This window comes from Paenibacillus sp. JQZ6Y-1, assembly GCF_040719145.1.
Lineage (GTDB): Bacteria > Bacillota > Bacilli > Paenibacillales > Paenibacillaceae > Saccharibacillus > Saccharibacillus kandeliae.
The window spans coordinates 1,639,270-1,660,944 of the sequence record NZ_JBFDUZ010000001.1; the positions used below are offsets into that span (position 1 = coordinate 1,639,270).

Annotated in this window: 20 protein-coding genes; 18 read left to right on the plus strand and 2 right to left on the minus strand. The window is 47.5% G+C overall.

Annotated elements, in window-relative coordinates:
* The first annotated feature begins 14 nt into the window (after positions 1-14).
* The 14 genes from ABXR35_RS07170 to ABXR35_RS07235 all read left to right on the plus strand — a co-directional run bounded on the left by ABXR35_RS07170 (position 15) and on the right by ABXR35_RS07235 (position 14,804).
* Positions 15-788 (plus strand): amino acid ABC transporter permease, encoded by a 774-nt coding sequence (locus tag ABXR35_RS07170; RefSeq protein ID WP_367057461.1) that lies wholly within the window; start codon positions 15-17, stop codon positions 786-788.
* Complete coding sequence (locus ABXR35_RS07175; RefSeq protein ID WP_367057464.1) at positions 785-1,495, plus strand: amino acid ABC transporter permease; 711 nt, start codon at positions 785-787, stop codon at positions 1,493-1,495. The genes ABXR35_RS07170 and ABXR35_RS07175 overlap by 4 nt, the downstream gene beginning before the upstream one ends.
* Positions 1,492-2,244, plus strand: a complete 753-nt coding sequence (locus tag ABXR35_RS07180) for an amino acid ABC transporter ATP-binding protein (protein WP_367057466.1) — start codon at positions 1,492-1,494, stop codon at positions 2,242-2,244. Before ABXR35_RS07175 ends, ABXR35_RS07180 begins: the two co-directional genes overlap by 4 nt.
* Positions 2,245-2,343: 99 nt before the next feature.
* The gene (locus ABXR35_RS07185; protein ID WP_367057468.1) at positions 2,344-3,411 is read left to right on the plus strand and encodes an LLM class flavin-dependent oxidoreductase; all 1,068 of its coding nucleotides are present in this window, start codon (positions 2,344-2,346) and stop codon (positions 3,409-3,411) included.
* Between the two features lie 48 nt (positions 3,412-3,459).
* On the plus strand, positions 3,460-4,623 hold the full coding sequence (locus tag ABXR35_RS07190) for an amidohydrolase (protein WP_367057471.1): 1,164 nt from the start codon (positions 3,460-3,462) through the stop codon (positions 4,621-4,623).
* A gap of 212 nt (positions 4,624-4,835) precedes the next feature.
* Positions 4,836-6,089 (plus strand): aminotransferase-like domain-containing protein, encoded by a 1,254-nt coding sequence (locus ABXR35_RS07195; protein ID WP_367057473.1) that lies wholly within the window; start codon positions 4,836-4,838, stop codon positions 6,087-6,089.
* 269 nt (positions 6,090-6,358) lie between these two features.
* Positions 6,359-6,793 carry a MarR family winged helix-turn-helix transcriptional regulator gene (locus tag ABXR35_RS07200; protein WP_367057475.1) on the plus strand — a complete coding sequence of 145 codons (435 nt, stop codon included), beginning with the start codon at positions 6,359-6,361 and terminating at the stop codon, positions 6,791-6,793.
* A 476-nt stretch (positions 6,794-7,269) separates the two neighbouring features.
* A complete protein-coding gene (locus ABXR35_RS07205) occupies positions 7,270-7,938 on the plus strand; it encodes a hypothetical protein (protein ID WP_367057478.1) in 669 nt (222 codons plus the stop codon).
* Between the two features lie 207 nt (positions 7,939-8,145).
* Positions 8,146-8,640: a GNAT family N-acetyltransferase gene (locus ABXR35_RS07210; RefSeq protein ID WP_367057480.1), complete on the plus strand. Its 495-nt coding sequence runs from the start codon at positions 8,146-8,148 to the stop codon at positions 8,638-8,640.
* Between the two features lie 14 nt (positions 8,641-8,654).
* A complete protein-coding gene (locus ABXR35_RS07215) occupies positions 8,655-9,278 on the plus strand; it encodes a GNAT family N-acetyltransferase (protein ID WP_367057483.1) in 624 nt (207 codons plus the stop codon).
* Positions 9,279-9,538: 260 nt separating this feature from the next.
* On the plus strand, positions 9,539-10,726 hold the full coding sequence (locus ABXR35_RS07220; protein ID WP_367057485.1) for a carbohydrate-binding family 9-like protein: 1,188 nt from the start codon (positions 9,539-9,541) through the stop codon (positions 10,724-10,726).
* Positions 10,723-13,467, plus strand: a complete 2,745-nt coding sequence (locus tag ABXR35_RS07225; RefSeq protein WP_367057487.1) for a transglutaminase-like domain-containing protein — start codon at positions 10,723-10,725, stop codon at positions 13,465-13,467. The genes ABXR35_RS07220 and ABXR35_RS07225 overlap by 4 nt, the downstream gene beginning before the upstream one ends.
* A gap of 204 nt (positions 13,468-13,671) precedes the next feature.
* On the plus strand, positions 13,672-14,325 hold the full coding sequence (locus tag ABXR35_RS07230) for a YdcF family protein (protein WP_367057490.1): 654 nt from the start codon (positions 13,672-13,674) through the stop codon (positions 14,323-14,325).
* 23 nt (positions 14,326-14,348) lie between these two features.
* Complete coding sequence (locus tag ABXR35_RS07235) at positions 14,349-14,804, plus strand: hypothetical protein (RefSeq protein WP_367057492.1); 456 nt, start codon at positions 14,349-14,351, stop codon at positions 14,802-14,804.
* A gap of 274 nt (positions 14,805-15,078) precedes the next feature.
* Here the strand turns inward: ABXR35_RS07235 and ABXR35_RS07240 are convergent, their stop codons facing one another.
* Positions 15,079-15,447 (minus strand): iron-sulfur cluster biosynthesis family protein, encoded by a 369-nt coding sequence (locus tag ABXR35_RS07240; protein WP_367057495.1) that lies wholly within the window; start codon positions 15,445-15,447, stop codon positions 15,079-15,081.
* 307 nt (positions 15,448-15,754) lie between these two features.
* Between ABXR35_RS07240 and ABXR35_RS07245 the strand changes: the two genes are divergently transcribed.
* Entirely contained in the window at positions 15,755-16,219 is a 465-nt protein-coding gene (locus ABXR35_RS07245; protein WP_367057497.1) for a hypothetical protein, read from the plus strand.
* 209 nt (positions 16,220-16,428) lie between these two features.
* Here the strand turns inward: ABXR35_RS07245 and ABXR35_RS07250 are convergent, their stop codons facing one another.
* A complete protein-coding gene (locus tag ABXR35_RS07250; protein WP_367057500.1) occupies positions 16,429-17,523 on the minus strand; it encodes a pectinesterase family protein in 1,095 nt (364 codons plus the stop codon).
* Between the two features lie 184 nt (positions 17,524-17,707).
* On the opposite strand from ABXR35_RS07250, the gene ABXR35_RS07255 reads away from it, so the two are divergent.
* The 3 genes from ABXR35_RS07255 (at position 17,708) to ABXR35_RS07265 (ending at position 21,619) form a co-directional block, all read left to right on the plus strand.
* On the plus strand, positions 17,708-18,601 hold the full coding sequence (locus ABXR35_RS07255) for an AraC family transcriptional regulator (protein ID WP_367057502.1): 894 nt from the start codon (positions 17,708-17,710) through the stop codon (positions 18,599-18,601).
* Between the two features lie 374 nt (positions 18,602-18,975).
* A complete protein-coding gene (brnQ, locus tag ABXR35_RS07260; RefSeq protein WP_367057505.1) occupies positions 18,976-20,316 on the plus strand; it encodes a branched-chain amino acid transport system II carrier protein in 1,341 nt (446 codons plus the stop codon).
* A 406-nt stretch (positions 20,317-20,722) separates the two neighbouring features.
* Positions 20,723-21,619 (plus strand): aldo/keto reductase, encoded by an 897-nt coding sequence (locus tag ABXR35_RS07265; RefSeq protein WP_367057508.1) that lies wholly within the window; start codon positions 20,723-20,725, stop codon positions 21,617-21,619.
* The last annotated feature ends 56 nt before the right edge of the window (positions 21,620-21,675 follow it).

The window sequence follows — 21,675 nt, forward strand, 5'->3', positions numbered from 1 at the left end:
AGGGAGGAGCAGACATGAGCAGACGTTTTGACATCAACTATGTGTTTGACTTTATACCGAAGCTACTAGCGTACCTGAACATCACGCTGCTCATCGTCGGCAGCTCGATTGCACTAGGGCTGCTGATCGGTTTGCTGGTCGCACTGCCGAGGCTGTACCATGTGCCTGTCTTGCAGCGGCTGTCACGCATCTATGTATCGTTTTTCCGCGGTACGCCGATTTTGATTCAACTGTTTCTGATTTATTATGGATTGCCGGAAATACTCGGCTGGCTACATATCGATGTATCCCGCTTTTCCGTTCTGTATTTCGTCATACTGACGTATGCGCTGAATAGCGGAGCATTCATTTCGGAGATGATCCGAGCAGCGGTGGAAGCGGTGGATAAAGGACAGATTGAAGCAGCACAGTCGATCGGCATGAGCGGGTATCAGACATTTCAGCGCATCATTTTGCCGCAAGCATTGGGCATCTCAGTGCCGCTATTCGGCAATTTGGTAATCGGGAATCTGAAGGACACCTCGCTCGCCTTTACACTAGGCGTGATGGAAATGACGGGACGTTCGCAAACCCTCGGTACGGCGACCCAGCATTTTATCGAAACGTATATCGCATTATCGCTCATCTACTTTGTGATCAGCGTCATTCTAGAACGCGGATTTGTCTGGTTGGAGCGTTATTTGAACCGATATGCACGTACTGATCAGGTGCAGCAGCGTACACCATCGTCTCGGCGCTGGCAGCTGCGACCGATTCCACTTAACGGAAAAGGAGGCAAAAACGGATGAGCTTTGATCCTTCATTTATGTGGACTGCTTTTCTCAGTCTATTCAAGGCATTGCCTACAACGCTGTTGATCACATTCATATCGGTGATTGCTGGGTTTGTGATTGGCGGTGTGGTGGCATTGAGCCGGATTTACCGGATTCCGGTGCTGGCACAGCTGTCGGCGGCGTATGTTACGTTTGTTCGCGGTACACCAATGCTGATGCACCTGTTGCTGATTTACTTTGGCTTGCCGCTTCTCATCGACGGAATCGCCAAGGCGCTGGGTAGCTCCTTCACATCCGCTTCGATTCCGCTCATCGGCTTTGCCTGCATCGCCTTTTCCATTACGGCGGGAGCATATATGTCAGAGGTGGTGCGCGCTGGTATTCTGGCGGTGGATCGCGGTCAGATCGAAGCGGCGCATTCGGTTGGTATGACAACACCGCAGGCACTGCGCCGGATTGTCTTTCCACAGGCACTGGCAGTTAGTTTACCGAATCTATCCAACTCAGTGATTGGTATGCTACACGGCTCCACACTGGCATATACGATATCGGTGGTCGAGATCAACGCGCAGGCACAGATTGTAGCTGCGGATAATTGGAAATATTTTGAGGCTTATGTGGCGGCAGCGCTGCTGTTCTGGGGACTAACGGTTCTAATCGAACGGTTGAGCGGCTGGCTGGAATATCGACTGAACAGCTTTCAACGGGGAGGTGCACTATGATCGCGCTGGAGAAGATCAGCAAGTCGTTCGGTAAGCATGAGGTATTAAAACAGATCGATCTGTCGGTGGACAAAGGCGAGGTGGTCGTTATCCTTGGTCCCAGCGGCTCTGGCAAAACGACTTTGCTGCGCTGCATCAATTATTTGGAGCGTCCAGATCAAGGACAGATTCAGGTCGGCAAGCATAAGGTGAGCGGCAAGCATCCGTCCCGCCACGATATTCACCAGCTGCGTCAGCAGACTGCGATGGTCTTTCAACAATACAATCTATTCAAGCATAAGACAGCACTAGAAAATGTCATGGAAGGATTGACCGTCGTGCGCCGTATTCCGCGCAGCACGGCGGAGGAGATCAGTACCCGCATGCTGCAAAAGGTAGGGCTGGGCGAGAAGCTACACCATTATCCAAGTCAGCTATCAGGCGGTCAGCAGCAGCGTGTCGGCATTGCCCGCGCGCTGGCGCTCAATCCCGAAGTTATTCTGTTTGACGAGCCGACATCGGCGCTTGATCCAGAGCTGGTCGGTGAGGTGCTGGAAGTCATTCGGCGTATTGCAGAAGAGGGCATTACGATGATTATCGTCACCCATGAAATGGGCTTTGCCCGTGATGTGGCGAGCCGTGTCGTTTTTATGGATGGCGGTGTTGTGGTAGAGCAGGGTAAGCCGGATGAGATTTTTCAGCGTCCACGCGAGGAGCGTACGAAGCAGTTCTTGCGCCGGATTACGCCGGAAGCAAATTATTCCATTTAAAACGATGATGTATCGAATATATACACTTATCCGGTATGAGATCGGAGGAGTGAATCGGCTATTTTACCAAGTAAGCAGATCAAGAATGGAGGATATAAGATGACCATACCTGTTGGAATATTAGATCAAACGCCCATTTATGAAGGGGAAACAGCTGAGCAGTCCTTTGCCCGTACGATTGAACTGGCACAGCTTGCGGAGCGACTCGGTTATCGACGCTTCTGGGTGTCGGAGCATCACGATTCTGCGAGCGTATCTGGTTCATCACCAGAGGTGTTGATTTCCTATCTGCTCGCGCGTACGAATCATATTTTGCTTGGTTCTGGTGGCGTGATGCTCCAGCATTACAGCCCGTACAAAGTTGCTGAGAATTTTAATGTACTAGCAGCACTAGCACCGGGACGAGTGGAGCTTGGCATCGGTCGAGCACCAGGCGGGCTGCCGCGTTCGACGCGTGCGCTGCAAGGGGAGCATGGTGATCACCGTTCATTGACAGATAAGCTGGTGGAGACGCGCAATTATTTGCACAATCGAATTGCGGATGATCATGTGCTAGCAGGCATTCATGTCAGCCCGCAATCGGCACAGCCTGCGCCGATCTTCCTGCTGGGTGCAAGTCGCGATAGTGCGGAATTGGCGGCTCGTCAAGGATTGCCTTATGTATTCTCACTCTTTATCAACGGTGATGAAGAGGTGGCGTTAGAAGCCGTACAGGCATATCGGGCATCCTTTGTACCTTCTGCCGAGCTGGCAGAGCCACATGTGATCTTAGCGCTATCCATTATTGTCGCGGATAGTGATCAGGAAGCTGACGCGTTGGCGGGTGAGAATTTGTCCGTCAAAATTCATCTGGAAAGCGGTCGTGTGCTCACTGTCGGTACCGTGGCACAGGCGGAGGAATTTGGTCGTCAATCAAACGAAACGTTCCGCATCGAAGTGAAGGAAGCCAAAGTTGTCAAAGGCTCTGCGGATCATGTATATGAGCAGCTATCCCATATTCGCGAACGCTTTGATATTCAGGAGATTATTACCCATACCGTGATCCGCGATTTTGATAAAAAAGTACGCTCCTTTGAGTTGTTGCAACAGGTATTCGTGCAGCATGGTGAAGAGAACGGTATCACCAACGCTACCGCCGAGCTGGACACATCCGCAGCAGCACGATAGCATACCGTTATATGGCTATCATTACATCAGGAGAGGAGCGGAATACGGATGACACTAACAGAAGCATTGCAGGAACGGTTGGTGGAGGTGCGTCGTCATCTGCACCGCCATCCCGAACTGTCCGGTGAGGAGATAGAAACAACGGCATATCTCCGTGAGCAGCTATGGGCTGCTGAGATTGCTATTTTGGATACACCATCGCTAAAAACAGGCATAATCGCGGAAATTGGGTCGACGGACGGTCCCATCGTCGCGCTACGTGGCGATATTGATGCGTTACCTGTCCAGGAGGAAACCGGGCTTCCCTTTGCATCGGAGATTCCCGGTAAAATGCACGCTTGCGGGCATGATTTTCATACTGCTTCCCTGCTTGGTGCCGCCTATTTGCTCAAGCAGCAGGAGGATCAATTGCCGGGCAAAGTCCGTCTGATCTTCCAACCTGCTGAAGAAAAGTCGAAGGGAGCTCAGCAGGTCATCGCTGCGGGTGTATTGGAGGGCGTATCCGCTGTATTCGGTCTGCATAACAAACCGGATCTGCCAGTTGGCACGGTCGGCGTGAAGGAAGGCGCACTCATGGCAGCTGCTGATGGATTCCGTGTCGATGTACGCGGTAAAGGTACACATGCTGCGGTGCCAGAAGCGGGGCTAGATCCAATTGTGATTTCTGCCCACATCATTACGGCACTGCAATCCATCGTCAGCCGCAGCATTAGCGCACAGGATAGCGCGGTCATTAGTGTTACCCAATTGAACAGTGGACATGTGTGGAATGTCATTCCTGATTTGGCTCGTCTGGAAGGAACGATTCGTACCTTTGATGAGAAGGTGCGCCGACATGTTCGTCAACAGTTTGAACAGGTCACGTACGGTGTAGCGGCAGCATTCGGCGGTACGGTTACTATTACCTGGATTGACGGACCACCGCCCATTCACAATAGTGAGGAATGGGTTCCCGTTGTCGAACAAGCTGTACAAGCTGCGGGATTGCAAGCTATTGTTCCGGCTGTATCACCTGCGAGCGAAGACTTTTCCTTTTACCAGCAGGAGGTACCGGGGGTATTCCTATTCGTCGGTACATCCGGTCCACAAGAATGGCATCATCCGGCATTTGATGTGGATGAGCAGGCATTAAGTAGCACTGCGCATGTACTCTCACAAACAGCTCGACATGCGTTGAATAAGCTATCCAGCTTACATGATGTGCGTGTGTGAAACATGTCTGCTGTCTAAATAATATTTTCATACAGTTATGATTGGCAATATACACCATAGATCAAGCTGTCGGAAACCAACCCTTTACCGACAGCTTGATCATTATAATTTACAGAATGATGAGATGTAGGGGAATGCTGCTCTATTTGTAGCTCCGATACAACGCTGCATGCTGTGGAACAAGTCTGAATAGGAGAAAGGTGGTTATTCGCATGACTCAACCTGTTTCTACACCTGATCTGTCTCTGCTGTCACGTCATATTCCATCCACACCATCCATTGGCAGTACAACAGTTACACATGAGGATCATGTGCATTTATCCTTTGGCTTTGCTGCCCCGCATCTGTTCCCGATTGCCGAGTTGGAGCAGGCGTCTGGGCAAGCGATTACAGATCACGGGCGGCAGGCACTGCAATATTCAGGCGCGCCCGGTCCAGAGTATATTTTGGAATGGGTACTTGATCGTGCGCAGCATAACGGCATTCCAGCGCAGCGTTCGGATGTACTTATTACATATGGTGCGACCCAAGGGCTGTCGCTTGCTGCGCAATTGCTGCTGGAGCCGGGCGATGAAGTATGGACAGAAGCACCAACCTTTTTCAGTGCATTGCAGGCGTTTCGCTTGTCAGGCGCGACCATCTCATCTTTTCCATTACAAGAAGATGGGCTGAATATTGATGCCTTGGAAGAAGCGTTGATTCAGGCAAAAACGGAAGGACGCTCGCTGCCCAAATTGTTATATACTATGCCCACCTACCACAACCCCGGTGGTGTCACGCTCTCGCTGGTAAAACGTCATCGTCTGGCGGCGCTGGCGCGTGCGTACAACTTTTATCTGCTAGAGGATGATGCGTACGCGGAATTGAACTTTACTGGTGAGTACCTGCCCACCCTGTATTCTCTTGCGCCGGAACGCACCATTTACCTCAATACCTTTTCCAAAATCATCGCTCCCGGCATCCGACTTGGCTGGGCAATTGCACACCCGCTATTGATCGACAAGCTGCGTATCCTGATGCTGGGCGGCAGTACAGGTGTCTTTACACAAGAGATTCTAGCATCTTTACTATCGCGTCTGGACTTTGAACAGCATCTCCATCAGCTGAATGACCATTATCGGACGCAGCGCGACATCATGGCAGCCGCTATCGACCGTCATTTTGGCGACGAAGTTCACTATGTCTTACCTGAAGGTGGATTCTTCCTATGGCTCACCTTTCCTGAACATGTCGATACCACCATCCTTCAACAACTGGCAGCGGATCGTGGCGTCAGTATCGTGGACGGTCGCAGCTTCTATCCAGATCGCCACACCCATCATCACGTTCGTCTCTGCTTCAGCTATTGCACCAGTCTTCAAATCGAAAAGGGTATATCTCGCTTGGCAGCAGCGTATAAAGATTACAAACAAAGTGCTATACCGTATCCAGATCAACCGATTCCAACAGCAACCTCATCTAACTAGCCATCACTTGCAAGCAGTCAAGAGTCAGTATGTCTCACCTTGTATGATTTAAAAAACCTTCGCCACTGCAGGCACTTCCATTTATGACGTGGACGTGATTACAGGGGTGAAGGTTTTTTGCGCAAAAAGGGCAGAACTATTATTTAAATTTTCAACAAATTAATTGTTGACAATATATATGAATCTCGGTATGATAGGTGCAAGCAAGAATCATGTATGCAAATTATAATAACTATTAAATTAATTAAATTATTTAAAGGGTGAGAAAAGTGGATAACAAAGAAACACTGGCTCTGGAACAGCACCTCTGCTTTTCTCTTTATGCAGGTTCACGAGCAATCACGCGCATGTACTGGCCAATGCTTGAAGAAATGGGCATCACCTATCCGCAGTATTTAGCACTGGTTGTGCTGTGGGATAAACGCGAGTGTACCATTAAGGAACTGGGTAAGGAGATTTATTTGGACTCTGGTACGATGACATCGATGTTGAAACGAATGGAAGAAGCTGGGCTGATCACACGTCAGCGCTCAGTAGAAGATGAGCGTGTTGTCAAAATTCGTATTACGGACAACGGTATGGAACTGCGCGATCGCTCTGCTTGTATCCCGCAATCGCTACTGCAATCGACTGGACTAAGCCGTGATGAACTGGAACATCTGAATCAACAAATTCGTCAGATTATCGGTAAACTGAAAGTATAAATGTAAGTATAGATAGTAAAGGAATCGGGTTTCGAAACATTCGTTTCGACGCCCGTCCTTTTGCCACCAAAACTTGTATGCAAGTTGATTGTTAGAAACACAGAAGTGAAACATGGCGTTTGTATATCCCAGACTGCTTATGCGCTGGCAACGTGGAGGCAATCTTTTATATAAATTACCGTATGTACACTCAACCGCTGCTTTCCTTTTTCCTCTTATCGCATTATTCATATATGGAAAAGCGCTTGTTCCGCAGGTGGAACAGGCGCTTTTGTGTATACAAAACAAACATTCTATATATTCGCGAAACGAGTAACCTCCTACAGGTGTATAAAAAACGCTAACATGCTATGATTATTGACAGGAATAAGAAAGAGAGGGACATCATGGAGTGTCAACATGAGGTTTACGGCACTTTCCCGTATACTATTCCAGAAATGATGGGAAACGACAAGTCAGCACAGGAGGGAACAGATATGGGTTCACGAATGATGCATTATTGTATTGCCGCACTGATCGAGAGCAGGCTAGGCTGGCATGACCGTCAGTTTATGCTGGGCAATCTGGCACCAGATGTGGTGGAGTACGCAGTCAATGACCGGAGCAAACGACGCTCCCATTTTATACGGTTGGATTCGACAGGTGAAGGGTTTTTTGATCTTGAACGATTTGCTGCTACGTATTTGCGGGAGCAGCGCAGCCTTTTTCATATTGGTTACTATTTTCACCTACTGACCGATGATCTATGGATCAAAAAGATATATGCGCCTTATATTAGCAAACTGCCACCCGAAGATAGACAGGAAGCAAAAGAAAAATATGAACGCGATCTGTGCCGATTGGACAGCCAGTTGCCAGCCTATTACGGTATTGTATATACCCCGTTGAATGATGAGGTGCTTGCCATGCCGGAAGCGGATCTGAAGCTGCTGCCACTGCTAGTTAGTGATTTGGAACATAAATGGATAGACACTGATGACACATCTGCACCATTGGAATCCTTGGAATTGCTGCAATGGGATAAGGTGACGGCGGTGCTGGAAGAAACAGTACAAGCTTGTCTGACTCAACTACGGATGTGGGAAGAAGCCGATCAAATGTTTTTTCGACATGGATATCGGCAAACATTGGAAGGCAACTTATAGCTTTTGCATATAAATTGTAACAAAAGTAATGAAGGTTTTTATCTGCTGCTGGATTATTGATTTGGCAGCGCGTTTTACATACAAACAGAGCAGTGATATTGCTATACAGCATCATGACAGGGATGGTGGACGTTAGATTGACGTAGATGGTCATTTGATGTTTGCTGCTAACGATTGAGCGCGCTCTATAGCAAAGGGTAATCGTAAATGGCTACGCATCAATTACCAATAGGAAAGGAGTCGGTTATGCCTTCAACTCAGCCTACATTTGAAATTGTTGCGGCAAATGCCTCGCATGCTATGGATCTGGCACATATGAATGCTGAATTTAATGATTTGAATCGAGATCCAGCAGAGATAGCGCAACATTTGGAAAACGGAAATGAGATCGTATTGGTTGCTGTAGTGGATGGACAAGCCATTGGATTTATTTGTGCGCAGACGTATACTTCGTTTTGTTATGATCATCCGTATGCGGAAATTATGGAATTGTATATTCGTCAACCTTTTCGACGTAAAGGAATAGGTCTAGCTCTACTACGCGCTATAGAACAAGCATTGTATAAGCAAGGTGTTTTACACGTCAAACTGTTGACTGGACTAAACAATATAGCAGCATGGCAGACGTATCAAAGCGCTGGTTATACGCGTGAAGAGCATGACGTTGTTTTTAGCCGTAAACTGACACTAGACAATCGATAAATGGAGGGGATAACGTGAGTCATTCGTTATCGGAACACCAACCACTTGATCCGCTGCTGTTATCGTTTCCTGAGCAATGGACAAGTGAGCGGTTATTGATTCGTGCGCCACGTCTCGGTGATGGTGCAGTTGTGAATGAGGCGATTGTGGAAAGTGAGACCGAGTTGCCACCGTGGATGCCTTGGGTTCATCCTCTGCCTACTTTAGAGCAATCAGAAAAGAATGCACGGCAATGTCATATTAACTTTTTGGCGCGTCAGGATCTGGTGCTGTATCTATTTGATCGGTATACTGGGCAATTTATTGGCAGCAGTGGACTGCATCGTATCAATTGGGAGCTACGTAGCTTTGAACTGGGTTATTGGGTCCGATCATCGCAGGCGGGTCAAGGCTTGATTACAGAAGCGGTACATAGCATTAGTGACTTTGCGATTCGATATCTACACGCCAATCGTCTTGAGATTCGCTGTGACGAGAACAATCATGCGAGTGTAGCAGTTGCTCGTAAAGCTGGTTTTGCATTGGAAGGCAAATTGCGTAATGCAAGACGAGATCAGCAGGGAAGGCTGGGTACTACGATGATTTTCTCCAAAGTGAATGGTGTGGAGTATCAATTGGATAACGTATCTATTCGGTGATCCATCCGAAAAATATAAGCGAGCGATCCAAAACATAGAGACATGCTGTGACCTGCCTTTTCCATTGAGAGGCAGGTTTTTGACATATTCATGTATGCTATAATTGCCAATCGCAATTGTAAACTAAGTTCTGCAAAGCTCATATTTGACATACTGAACGATATATATGCCATATTTACGTCAAATTGTGAACATGTGTAGAATGTACATAAGCAAAGCATCACTACAAATCCAATTTCAACAAGCGAGGTAATCTACAGATGAATCCGTTATCCGCCGTTCCCGAACCGAAGCTTGCTTTTCAACCGAAACATTACGTGTGTCGCCGCGCAGTCGGACAGAGCGATTGGAGTGGTAGATTGGATCAGCCGTTCTGGCAGCATGCAGAGTGGACGGATGTGTTTGTCGATATTGAAGGGCATCTCCGTCCACACCCTACCAAGCAAACGAGAGTCAAAATGCTATGGGATGATGACTATTTTTATATTGCTGCTGAGATGCTTGAAGACGAAATCTGGGCATATCAGACGGAACGAGATTCTGTGATTTTTTATGATAATGATTTTGAAATTTTTATTGATCCAGATGGAGATACGCACCAGTATTATGAGTTTGAGATCAATGCGCTTGGAACCGTGTGGGATCTGCTGCTAGTCAAGCCATATCGTGATGATGGACCGCCGATCAATGGCTGGGATATTAGCGGTCTGAAAACTGCCGTACATATTGACGGACAGCTGAATAATCCAGCGGCTGATAACCGGATGTGGTCGGTGGAGATTGCTATGCCTTGGCGTATATTGCAGGAATGCGCGCCGGGTAAACGTCCTCCGCTGTCAGGGGAGCACTGGCGGGTAAACTTTTCGCGGGTGGAATGGCAGGTAGATGTGGTAGACGGTCAGTATATAAAACGCAGCGATCCTGTGACGGGTAAGTCTTTACCCGAGGATAATTGGGTGTGGAGCCCGCAAGGTGTCGTCAATATGCACTATCCCGAAATGTGGGGCTATGTCATCTTCGACGACCAAGCGTTAACAGGAACGGTCATGTCGGACACTACTATGGAAACGATACAAGGTAGCGATACACAGGCTGAAACGGATGCGCTCTATAACAAAAGCTTCGCTTCCCAAATTGCGAGTTCACCAGCGCAAACGGAGTTGGAGCAGCTCAAATGGACACTGCGCCGTCTCTATTATAAACAGCGTTTGTATGCTGAACAGTATGGTGTGTACAGCAATGAAATAGAGCCGTTGCTGAATATTGGCGATACAAGCTTTCCTTTGGCAGTTCCTTCACAATTGTCGATTCAAACGACAAGCAGCATGTTCCAACTGTCTGCTCCTTTGCATGATCAGACGCTGGTCTGCATTCGACAGGATGGTCTAATTTGGCAAGAGAATCGCAAGCAACATCCAGCAAGTAATAGCGGAGGAGGCATACAATGACAGTACAGCAGGAATATGGTCTGAATCGGCGCGACATCGCGGATAAGCTGGAATGGAAAAAGCAGCAGATTCGTGGACGTCAGCAGGAGCTGTTTGGTGTATTGGCACAAGAGTTGGATCAGGAGGAACGTTTACTGCTGGAATGGCTATACGCCTATATGCCGCTGCACGATCTGGCGGACTATGACGGGGATTATTTTCTAGCGCATGTTCGTCATGTATTGCAAGTACGTAAGGATATGCCGTGGGGAAAGGATATTCCAGATGAGCTGTTTGTCCGCTTTGTCCTGCCATATCGAGTGAACAACGAGAATATTGATGATAGCCGCACTATGATTCACGATGAGCTGGCACCGCGCGTACAGCAGTTATCGCTACAGGATGCGATTTTGGAAACGAATTATTGGTGCCATGAGCGCGCAACATATATCGGTACCGACATACGCACCGTTTCGCCGCTGACGATTATGCGAACTGCATTGGGACGTTGTGGTGAGCAGTCGACATTTACGGTAACGGCGCTGCGCAGTGTGGGCATTCCGGCACGTCAATGCTATACCCCGCGTTGGGCGCATTGCGACTCTAACCACGCTTGGGTAGAAGCTTGGGCAGACGGACAATGGCATTATCTCGGTGCGTGTGAGCCGGAGCCTGTACTGGATGAAGGCTGGTTTCGTTGGCCAGCCAAGCGCGCCATGCTCGTGAATACACGAATCGCTGGTCCGGCAGAAGGTCCTGAGGAGGTCTGTTCTACTCATCCGTGGTATAACGAGATCAATATGCTGGATCGGTATGCAGCTACCCGTCGCTTGACCGTTAAAACGGTGGATTCGTATGGGCAGCCGCTGCCAGCAGAGGTGCAATATCAGCAGTATAATGCCGCCGAGTTTTTCCCGTTGTCGATTCTAAACAGTGGTGATGACGGGAATGTCGGTTTGACGACAGGATACGGTGATCTGCTGGTGCATGCACGTACAGCGGATGGTCGGTTGTGGGGAGAGCAACTGGTGTCTGCGCAGGAGACAGAGGTCATCATCGTGCTGACGACAAATGCTCCCTCTCAAGCCTCGCCGTTGAAGCAAACCAAGGGTACATTACAATGGAAGGTGTCGCCGCCCGCTGCTCCCGCCGCTGAAGAAGGACCGTCGGTAACAGAAGCGCAGCGTATGTTGCATGAACAACGTCTGCAGGAAGGCACGGCGATTCGTACTGCATTTGAACAGACATTTATAACAGCCGAGCAAGCGGAGGAATTCGCTGAGAAATGGCAATTGCCAGTGGCAGAGATACAGTCCATGTTACAGTCAGCCAAGGGCAATGGTATGGAGATCGTAACGTTTTTGGAGCAATGTGAACCAGAACAGCGACCATTGGCGCTACGGTTGCTACAAAGTCTGCGACCGAAGGATCTGCACGATACCTTTACCGTCTCGCTTCATGATCATCTGGCGGGAGCGGTATCGTATGAATCGCAGTGGAGCGACCGCGATACTTTTGATCGGTATGTGCTGTGTCCGCGGGTGCATTTTGAAATGATTGCGCCGTATCGAAGATATTTTGGCAGTCTGTGGAATGAGCAAGAACAGGTGCAATACCGCGATCATCCGCAGCAATTGGCGAATGCCTTGCAGCAGCAGATTGTTGTGCTGGAACAGATTGACCGCTATCCGGGTATGGCAACACCTGCTGGTGCGCATCGTCTTGGTGTGACGGATTCGCTGAGTCGGGATATGGTATTCGTTGCAGCCGCACGCAGTATCGGGATTGCTGCTCGTCTGGAACCGCTGAATCAGCTGCCACAATACTGGCAGCATAACGAATGGCATGACGTGCAAATGCAAGGAACTGAACGGTATACTCAATCCGGTAAAGGTGTAGCAGAGGATGCGGCAAATGATCTGTTTACCGCGGCAGCACATACAGGGAACGACAATCATACTGTGACATCGGGCAGTCCTTCCAATTCAGCGGGGAATGAGAGGAAAGGGCAGGTCATTTTCCGTCAAAGCACAGAAGGAGATACAGCACAGGAGCCGCTGTATTACCAGAACTTTACGCTTGCTTTGCTAGAGCAAGGATTGTATCGGACGCTGCATCTCCCATATGGCGGGAAGCAGGTATGTGATCATCCGTATGAAGTGTTGCCTGGGCAGTATCGATTGACGACCAGCACACGGCTTAGTGATGGCTCAGTGCTGGGGCAGTTTAACTATTTTACCGTGACAGCGGGCGAAACGGTGGAGACACCGCTGGTCTTCCGTCTTGCGCAGGAAGAGGTTCCTGTGCTAAGTGAACAGTTGCCAAATAAAGTACGGCAATGGATTGCACCGCAGCCAGAAGCAGTATTGCCGGGCAGTACAATTTTGGCATGGCTTGAGCCAGAGCGCGAACCAACCAAGCATCTGCTGCGGGAATGGAGAGAATGGCAGCAGGAATGGAATGCTCGTCCCGAAGCGCTGCATTTGCTGATTCGGGATGAACGAGAGCGTGACATGCTGGTCGATCAGCCATTGCCGCGCCAGTCTTCTATCGGGATGGATGAGCGATTGGAGGCATTGGCGCAGCTGCCGGAGGTACTAGAGCAGGTACGCGGTCAGCAGCGTCCGGTCGTGTTGGTTGTCGATGAGCAGCAACGGATTCGTTTTTCCGTACAGGGATATAAGCCGGGAACGGCAAGCGATATTTTGAAAGTACTGGAGCAATTGATGCCTATCCATGATGACAATCGCGTATCAAAATGAGCACGCAAGTATTGCTTTAAGGAGTATTGACCAAAAGCAAAGCAGTATAACAGGAGTTCATTCCTTCATACAAGAAAAGGAAGCTAGATATATTCTGGCTTCCTTTTTTTGGTTACATGGATTGCTCGTGGTACAATAAAAAAGACTCACCACTTCATACGACAACGCCATACTACGAATGCTTGCACACAAGGTGGACTACATATGCGTAAATCAACGATTTTCAAACGCTGGCGGCAGGGATATTATGCCTTTTTTCAGCGTCATCCGATCCTGAAATGGACATTTCGCTCTGTATTGCTGCTTATAGTCGGTTCCTTCGTTTTAGCAGAAATGCTCGTGCTGTCTCGCTTTCACGAAGAAGATGATGTCACAACAGATGCACCTTATATTATCATCCTTGGCTCTGGTCTGAAGGGAGCAGAGATCACGGACACGCTCCGTATGCGATTGGATGCAGGGCGATCCTATTGGCAAGAGCATCGTGACCGCAAAATCATTGTCTCCGGTGGACGGGGAAAGGATGAGGATGTGCCGGAAGCAGTAGCGATGCGGGATTATCTACTGAAGCAGGGCATACCACAAGAGGTTATTTTGCTAGAACGTCGTTCAACCAGTACGTATGAAAATTTACTGTTTTCTCAGCAGGTTATTAAACAGGATGGATACACGGATGAACATGCCGGGGTGGTGCTCGTGACGAGCAATTATCATATGTATCGCGCCTGTTGGATCGGCAAACAGCTAGGATATTACCCGGTGTATGCTCGCACGAGCGAGGTACCGTGGAAGGACTTGCCCTATAACATGCTGCGCGAATATCCGGCACTAATCAAAGCGTTGCTCATAACAGGTTAACTGGATTGGAAGGAGAAGAGAATATGAATACATTGATCGTAAAAAAGCCAAGCAATCGGCATGGACTGATTGGGCTGCTGCTGATTACTGTTTTGATGGGAATTCTGTTTAGCGGAATGACGACGCAGGCTCAGAAAGGTTTCTTGTACTATGAAGTAGGTGCTATTTTCATTCTGGGCATAGTGTGCGGGCTGATTATGTTAGTCCAACAATTCCGCAAGCCGAAGGAGATGCGCCTGGAATCTACAGGATTACGCATTGGTACTGATATGTTGAAAACGGATGAAATTGACGAAATTCGAGTAGGCGGACGTTATGATACCATCATTGGTATCAAGCCAAAAGGTAAAACAATAGTACCATCACGGTACTGTTTCAGCTTTACTGATCATGAGGATGAAGACATCATTGCTCTCAGCAAATGGGCAGATGCGAATGGAATTCCTATGATCAATCGCCCATTTATACGTTGGAATTGAACAGTTGAATTTGAATAGTTGAATTTTAGCAGTAGTATAAATGCGATAGATATGTAGTCCATGATAATATGTGCTTGTGTACTATTCATCATACATATGGACAACGTGAAACAGATGAAATGAAGAGATAAAAGAGTCGTATAACAGAAGAAAAAGTCCCGACAGAGCTTCCATCGCTGATGGAGCAAGCTGTCGGGACTTTTTTTATTTATGGTAAAGGTTCTAAGGGTAGTAGCACTGCCATCACTGACATAGCAACCGCTGGATAGAAGGATTAACGGAGTTCGCAGGAATGAGCAGGTGTGCCTTCTGGCACATCTTGACCACGCAGGTCTCTAATTTTGACGTTGTTGCTATATAGCATAGAGTCGCTACGCAATTTGAAGGCGGTATAGTTCACTTCTGCATCCAGCGAAAGCTGTTTGTCGAAGTAAATTTCATGCTGGGCATCAATCAGGATTGGCAATGAATTGGTTTCGATCACATGATCATGCTCGCCTTGACGATCAACAATCAGCAGTACCGGAATACCGTCACAGCCACAGCCTTCACCAGTATCATAAAACAATTTATAATGACCGTCTCGCTCGCCGAGTGCTATTTTTAACTTTTGATCTGCAAGTGCCGTTACGTTGATATTCATAATGATCACCGATCCTTTATTGGAATAGGGCAGCATAAGCGCCCATGAGAATAATGTATGCTGGGTTGAAGCTGGATTATTTTGTTTACAAGATAAATATAACACAAAATTAATTTGTGTGCAATATAAATGTCGAAATAAATGAAATGAATGGTGGATGCTGTAAAGTGTCTTATGATCTGCATCGTTTCGATGAGCGCAAATGTTCAACCCATGCTACAATATCTCTTATGATTAGTATACCCGTACAGCCCTTTGGAGTATCAATCCGGTTGTACATGGAACTTATAGGACAAGGAGTCAGAGCATGATACCAACACAGGATTATATGAAAGGTTATTTACAAGGCATTGCCCAGATGAATATGAGCGGTAATTGTTCGCTTGATTACGATCTGGATGAGATTCCGGCAACGGGTACGCTGGTGGAGAGTGTATGCAAATATATGCAGCTATCACCGGGGCAGGTCAGTCTAGATCGATTGCAGCAATGGGAGCAGCCGTTGCTGGATCTATTGCCGCGCTGGTTGTTTTATCGTTTGCATGAGGGGACAATACCAGCGTCAGAGCAGAACACACTGCATTATGACGAAGAGCAGGCGAGTCGTCAATTTATACATATTCTGAAGGAGTGGCTGAGCCGTGAAGGCAGTTCCGCTACGGTATTTCGGGTAAACAGCAAGCCAGATTCGTTTTATGAGCTGGAATGGGATGATTATCTGTTTTTCACCAATGGAAAATTGTATTTCTTGCATTTTGGGCGGAGCGATTAAATAGGAGCAGGTGCGAAGTCAGCCTTGATTCCAATTTATTATATAGCATGAGAAAGGCTTACCCTGTAGTATGCGGGTAAGCCTGTTTTGCGTGGATATAACGTGGAGCATTTATAGATGGATCATCTAGCGCATATACGACGTACGCTCGGTGTTCCTGTCTGGATAAAGGCTTCGGAGAGGCTATTGCTCAGGCTTACCTTGAATGCTTAGCTGCCTGCGGGATTCCAGTTGTCACTGCCGCGTAATACGTGTTGTGGAGTAAGTTCCGCTGCTTGTTGTGAGGTGAGCTGCTTGGACCAGCTCACGCGTTTGCTTATATTTCCGCCATTGCCGATGCTGCCATATTCGGAATAGCGTGCAGTCTTCTCATTCTCGGCATTGCTCCAGTTGTTCCATCCTTCTGGACGAATATGGCTGTCCATGCTGGTATCAATAAAAGCAACTGACGCATAGGGGCGCCACGGACGGCCTAAATACACACTGGTGTTGGCAACGGTACTGGCACGCGTTAATTTGCAATTCCAAAACACATACCCGTATGCTTGTTCAGCTGTGGTCGAGGCCGCAGTCACGTAGCCATTGCCCAGACTTTTTAATTCGCAATTGTTGAAATACGCGGTGGCGCTACCAAATACAAAGTCCACGGTTCCTTCGATATAGCAGTTCTCATAATATTGCCGTCCCGTGCCAGGCGTGTACAATGTATCCTGATTGCCAAGTATACGTACATGTTTGAATATGGCTTGATCTCCGCGTACATACAGGGCGACTGCCTGACCCGCATCTTTACCAGCGGTATTGGCAAAGGTTATCTGTTGCGCAGTGAAATGGTCGGATAACACAAAGGTGCTAGAACTGTTTGTAGTACCACCAGCAGAAGCGGATGTGTCGTTATAGGTCAAAATCGTTTGGTCTGCGCTTTGTCCGGTAAGCGTGATATAAGGCTTATCTTTGGGAAAGGTAAGCTTTTCGGTATAAATTCCATTTTTGACATAGATCGTAATCGGATTTTTGTTACCGCTTTCAATTGAGTCGATGGCAGCCTGCACTGTGGTGAATTGACCAGAGCCGTCTTTGGCAACCGTAATCGTTTGTGCCTGCGCGGCTGTAGTGGACAAGGGAAAGGAAGAAGCAGATTCCTGTCCATGTACAGTTAGCGGCGATACAGGTAATAGACTGAAGCTGAGTATACAGCTGCATGAGATTAGCAGGGATTTTCGCCAATTCGGTAACGAGCGTAACGATATGCCAATGATAGGAGGTAAGGATGGAGACTGCGTTTGATGTTGTTTGATTTTCATTCAATCACTCCTTTGCTTTTAACCAGCGTTTGGTCTAGCTACAGCCAGTATAGTATGTGCAAAAGCGACATATTTTGCTTCTATTGTCCGAAAATCAAGGTACATTTTGCTCAAATTGTCTTTGTCTGAACGAATAGCAGTATATATGGCAAACAAGTGACAATGCGAGGGGGAGGATGCGATTATGCCTACATTGGCTGAAATGAATTACAGCTTGGAGCCGATTCAACCGCTGCGCATTCATTATTTGCGCCAAAGTGGATATATGGCGATGCCGCGTTATCATGCTCATCATTGCTATGAACTATTTTATGTGCAAAGCGGGGAACGTCAGTATGTGATTAACAATGATATGTATTGTGCTTGCGCTGGTGATCTGGTGCTGATTCGCCCCGATGATGTGCATCGGACGGTTAGTACACAAGCGTTGCAATGCGAGCGGATCTTAGTTCATTTTGGCGAAGACTTTGTGATGCAGGGCAGTGGGCTGCAATTTTCGCTGATGGAGTTGGGGCAGTATCCGATCTTTTCGTTGCCGCTGAGTGAGCGTAAGCAGGTGGAGCAATGCTTGCAGACGCTACTTTCGGAAATGCAGCTAAAGAAGCCGGGCTATATAGAATGGAGTCGCTGTCTACTCGTCACTCTGCTGATTGTGCTGCATCGGGTGAGAACAAATGAACAGAAGTTGCTGCACTCCCGCGATACTGTAGCGACATGCCAAGCTGCATCCTCTCACCATCCAATGGAATCGCAAATGGACGAAATTGTGAACTATATGCGGCAGCATTATCATACGGCGCTGAGTCTGCATCAGATCGCTCGGCAATTTTATATCAGCCCGGCGTATTTATGCCGCATCTTTCCACGGATTACGGGTTTGCATTTTCGCGCTTTTTTACAATGTATTCGATTGCAGGAAGCATGTCGTTTATTATCCGAAAGTCATCTGGATATTGGCTTGATTGCAGAGCGGGTTGGGTATGCGCATGCGTCCAATTTTAGCGTAACTTTTAAAAAGTCTATGGGGTGCACACCAACTGAATATCGTCGACAAAAACAGAGCAACATTCACGAATGACTGGTAACTACAGATGAAAACGGTTAATTCCAATATGTGAAGGAATTAATTAAGTATTTAAAATGATATTCCGATAATTGTCATTGAGTCCTGTCGCATTGTAGGTTAGAATATAACTCTGTGCGTCAGGTTTACGTTGGATGTCAACGTCAGATCGCCATCGTGTGAACGAAATGTTTTACCCTTTTGACACACATATGCTTCGTCGCGTTGCCGTAAAAAAGAGAAGCGGCAGGAGAGGACGAATGAATCTGCGAACGACAACGATCATCTTGTGCGCATGGCATTACGGCTGAATCAATCGCAGGGGTAGCGGCAGGATCACAGCTGGATGACAGACACAATATAGCAGTGACTTATTGGAGGTTTACACGTTGGAGAAGAAAATACCGTTTTCATTTATTGTCGTTATTGGTTTGATGTTGTTCGCACTGTTCTTCGGTGCAGGCAATCTGATTTTCCCAACCATGCTAGGCCAATCGGCTGGCACGAATTTTTGGTCTGCTAATATCGGTTTTCTAATTACCGGTGTGGGCCTGCCGACGCTGGGTGTTATCGCACTCGGATTTTCCGGCAAAGATGATCTGCAATCACTCGCCAGCCGGGTACATCCGGTATTTGGCATTGTATTTACAACCGTTTTGTATCTGTCGATCGGTCCGTTGTTTGCGATTCCGCGTACAGGCAATGTGTCATTTGAGATTGGTGTAAAACCGTTTCTGACACCGGATCAATATACAATCGTAGCAGCGATCTTCTCGGTGATTTTCTTTGCGATCACCTGCTTCTTTTCACTGAATCCAGCACGTATCGTTGATATTGTCGGCAAAGTTCTCACCCCGATCAAGCTGACCTTTATCGGCGTGCTGGTCATTACTGGTCTGTTATTCCCGATTGGTGCATTGCAGCCGCCAACTGAGAAATATACGACACACGCCTTCTTTAATGGATTCCAAGAAGGTTATCTGACGATGGATGCACTGGCAGCCTTCGTGTTCGGAATTATCGTCATCAATGCGATTCGCAGTCGTGGCGGTACAAGTCGCAAGCAGATCGTTTCCGTCTGTCTGAAAGCCGCTTGTGTTGCTGCGGTGATTCTGTCGGTATTGTATGTATCGCTGTCGTATATTAGCGCGTCCAGCGTTACACAATTCGGGTATCTGGAAAATGGCGGTCAAATTCTGGCACGCATGTCTAGTTACTACTTCGGTACGTCCGGCGGGATCTTCCTCGGTCTGATGATTACGATTGCTTGTTTGACTACTAGCGTAGGTCTGATTACATCGTGTGCATCGTATTTCAACAAATTGTTCCCACGTCTGTCTTACAAAAAGCTGGCTGTTGGCATGTGTGTATTCAGTGCTATTATTGCCAACATCGGTCTGAATGAACTGATCTCGATCTCTGTGCCAGTATTGACCATTCTGTACCCGCTGGCAATCGTGCTCATGTTCCTCACCTTCTGCCATCCACTGTTCAAAGGCGAACGTCTGGTGTATCAGGGCAGCATGCTGCTCGTATTCATTATCAGTCTAGCAGACGGTCTGGAAGCTACACCGTTTCATATGAAATGGCTGGATGATTTCCTAGCTGGTTATGTGCCAATGTACAGTATTGGTCTTGGTTGGATTCTGCCCGCCATTATTGGTGCATTTGGCGGTTATGTGATTAGCCATATGAGAAAAGATTCGGAAGTTGCCAATCAGAAAGTGTAATGATACAAGCTGCTTGCAGTTAGGTGCATATTCATAGCTGTTAGAATGAAAAACAAAATCAATAGAAATTAAAAATGGAATAAAGATATAACAAGCCCGTATCCATCATCCGTAGAGAATGATTCTGCCAAGCATCTGCAAGATCAAAGCAGTGTAGATACAGAATATGCAATACTACGATGAGGTGCGGGCTTTTTGTTATCAAAAAGAACGAATAGCGATACGGAGTGGGAATGGCGATCCAAACTTTAATAACGATACGAACGATAATAAGGAGTTACTGGATGTTTTACAGATACATACATGTTCATCTATTATTTTGCTGCAAATAGGGTAATACTGTTACAGTGCATCGGACTGTGGCACAAGCGTAGTTCAAATACAGGCAAAGTGGAGGTAGATGACAATGGAACAGCGTAAATATGGTAATACCGATATGAAGGTCAGTGTATTGGGATTTGGTGCTTCGGAAATTGGAAGCGGTGTCTCGCAGGCAGAGGTGGACACATTGCTACATAGCGCATTGGATGCAGGATTGAATGTGATTGATACTGCCGAATGCTATGGCGATAGCGAAGAGTTGATCGGCAATGCGCTGGCTGGACGCCGCGACGATTATCATCTATTTACCAAATGTGGACATGCTGCTGGGTTTGATGCTCCCGATTGGGATCGTCATATGCTGGAGCAAAGCATTGACCGCAGTCTGCGTCGTTTGCAAACCGATTATGTAGACGTTATTCACCTTCATAGCTGTTCAGAGGAAGTACTGCGTCGCGGCGAAGTGATCGAAGTGCTGCAAAAAGCGAAAAAAGATGGGAAAACTCGGTATATCGGGTATAGTGGCGATACGACGAATGCGCTATATGCGATTGAAACGGGGGTATTCGACAGTTTGGAAACGTCTGTGAATATCGCTGATCAGGAAGCGATCTCATTGACTATTCCACATGCTCGTGATCGAGGCATGGGCATCATTGCCAAGCGTCCGATTGCCAATGCCGCATGGACCAAAGCAGAAGTATCACCACAGGATTATGAATTTGTGTACTGGAACCGTCTGCGCGATCTGCAATATGATTTTTTGCAGGATGAGCAGGTGCAGAATAGCATCAAGCAGGCGCTGCGCTTTACACTGAGTATTCCGGGTGTGGATACGATGATTGTTGGCACGACCAAGTCGAATCGTTGGGCGGAAAATGCTGCTCTGCTGGAAGACGGTATGCTGTCCAAAGAAGACTTTGATCGTATTCGTCAACGCTGGTTCGAGATCGCGGAATCGGAGTGGGTAGGACAGATTTAACAGGTGTTCGTAGAAATATAGATTGGATATTCTCTCTAGTCTGTGTCTATCAATCC